Source organism: Streptomyces griseus subsp. griseus (assembly GCF_000720255.1).
GTDB lineage: Bacteria > Actinomycetota > Actinomycetes > Streptomycetales > Streptomycetaceae > Streptomyces > Streptomyces griseus_I.
This window is the reverse complement of sequence record NZ_JOJE01000103.1, coordinates 1-2,503: the sequence shown is the minus strand read 5'-3', so window position 1 is coordinate 2,503 and position 2,503 is coordinate 1. Positions and strand designations below refer to the sequence as shown.

The window sequence follows — 2,503 nt, the reverse complement described above, 5'->3', positions numbered from 1 at the left end:
GGACCTGTTCGACCGGCCCACGATCGAGCGGATGGCGGGCTGGCTTGCGCGGTTCCTGGAGGAGGTCCTGGCGGCCCCGGAGCAGCCGGTCAGTCGGGCGCGCATCCTCGACGACGCCGAGCTGGGTCGGGTCCTCACGGACTGGAACGACACCGCTGCCGTGGTGCCTGACCGTACGTTGCCCGAGTTGTTCGAGGAGCAGGTCGCACGTACTCCGGATGCCACCGCAGTGGTCTTCGAAGGCGTGGAGTTGTCGTATCGCTCGTTGAATGAGCGGGCAAATCGCCTGGCCCGGTTGTTGATTGAGCGAGGTGCGGGGCCGGAGCGATTCGTGGCGGTCGCGCTGCCACGGTCGGCGGAACTCGTGGTGGCATTGCTTGCGGTGCTGAAGACGGGTGCGGCGTACGTGCCTGTCGACCCCGACTATCCGGCCGACCGCATCGCCTACATCCTCGATGACGCTGCCCCGATGTGCGTGGTCACGGAGGAGATGCTGGCCGAGAGCGCGCAGGCCGTCGCCGATGAACACGATCTGCCAGTTGTCGTGGACCCGGGTTCGCCTGCGTATGTGATTTATACGTCGGGTTCTACGGGCCGGCCGAAGGGTGTGGTGGTCGAGCACCGAGGGATCGTGAACCGGTTGTTGTGGATGCAGGACCGGTTCGAGCTGGCCGGGGACGACCGGGTGTTGCAGAAGACGCCGTCGGGATTCGACGTGTCGGTGTGGGAGTTCTTCTGGCCGCTGCTGACCGGCGCGGGGTTGGTCGTGGCCCGGCCCGGTGGGCATCGGGATCCGGAATATCTGGCGTCGCTGATCGCCCAGGAGCGGGTGACGACGGTGCACTTCGTGCCGTCCATGCTCCAGGTCTTCCTCCAGGAGCCTGCCGCGGTGCGGTGCGGCGGTGTGCTTCGGCGGGTGGTGTGCAGCGGTGAGGCACTGCCGCCGGAGGCGGTCGACCGGTTCCGGCAGGTGCTGGATGTCCCGTTGTTCAATCTCTACGGGCCGACCGAGGCGTCGGTCGACGTGTCATGGTGGAAATGCTCGGCGCCGGCGGGTACGACCGTGCCGATCGGGCGGCCCGTGTGGAACACGCAGCTGTACGTCCTGGACGAAGGCCTGTCCCCCGTACCCGTCGGCGTGGCAGGCGAGCTGTACATCGCCGGTGTTCAGCTGGCCCGGGGCTACCACCAGCGGCCCGGTCTGACGGCGGAACGCTTCGTCGCCGACCCCTACGGCGCTCCCGGGACGCGCATGTACCGCACCGGAGACCTCGTCCGTTGGAACACCGACGGTGAGATCGAATACCTCGGCCGTACCGACGACCAGGTCAAGATCCGAGGCTTCCGCATCGAACTCGGCGAGATCGAAACCGTCCTCGCCACACACCCTGACGTCACCCAGGCCACCGTCATCGTCCGCGACGACCGCCTCGTGGGATACGTCGTTCTTGCCGACGGCGTGATGCTCGACCCGCAGGTTCTGCGTGCCCATGTGGCCGCGGCGGTCCCGGAGTACATGGTTCCCTCAGCGATCCTCATCCTCGACGCGCTGCCGCTGACGCCGAACGGAAAGCTGGACCGACGGGCCCTGCCCGCAGTCGAGTTCGCCGCTGATGGCGCGGGTCGTGGTCCGCGTACGCCGCAGGAGGAGGTCCTGTGCGCGGTGTTCGCGGAGATCCTGGGCGTCGAGCGGGTGTCCATTGATGACAACTTCTTCGAGCTGGGTGGGCATTCGCTGCTGGCGACGCGTCTGGTGAGCCGTATCCGGTCGGTGCTGGGTGTGGAGTTGGGTGTTCGCGCGTTGTTCGAGGCGCCGACGGTCGCGGGGTTGGTGGAGTGACATCGAGGACGTCTCGGCGTACGCGTTCGACCTGGAGTCCGAGATCCCGCTGCGGGCGTGGGCCTTCCGAGTAGCCGTGGACGAGTGGGTGTTGGCTGCGGTCATGCACCACATCGCGGGTGACGGCTGGTCGTTGGGCCCGTTGGCGCGGGATCTGGCGTCGGCGTACGGAGCGCGGTGCGAAGGAGCGGTTCCGGAGTGGGAGCCGTTGCCGGTGCAGTACGCGGACTACACGTTGTGGCAGCGCGAGTTGCTGGGCGATGAGGGTGACGCGGACCAGGTGGAGTTCTGGCGAAATGAACTCGCCAGTGTTCCGGAGCAGCTGGCCCTGCCGTTCGATCGTCCGCGTCCACTGGTGGCCTCGCATCAGGGTGAGGTTGTCGAGGTGGCGTTTGAGGCGGGGCTGCACCGCCGTGTGATGAGCCTGGCGCGTGAGCGTGGGGCGAGGACATTCCGATCGGCTCTCCGGTGGCGGGTCGTCTGGACGAGGCGCTGGATGATCTGGTCGGGTTCTTCGTGAACACGCTGGTCCTGCGGGCGGACGTGTCCGGCGATCCGTCGTTTGCGGAGCTGGTCGCACGGATCCGGGAGACCGACCTCAGGGCCTTCGCGGCACAGGACGTGCCGTTCGAGCGCCTCGTCGAGGTGTTGAATCCGGTTCGC

1 protein-coding gene and 1 pseudogene are annotated in these 2,503 nt (G+C 67.4%); both read left to right on the top strand.

Annotated elements, in window-relative coordinates; all coding sequences use genetic code 11:
* The coding region (locus IG99_RS43215; protein WP_234312179.1) for an amino acid adenylation domain-containing protein at positions 1-1,840 on the top strand (1,840 nt) is incomplete at its 5' end.
* Positions 1,779-2,503, top strand: a pseudogene (locus tag IG99_RS52470) (condensation domain-containing protein); the annotation flags it as partial. The gene IG99_RS43215 and the pseudogene IG99_RS52470, both read left to right, overlap by 62 nt.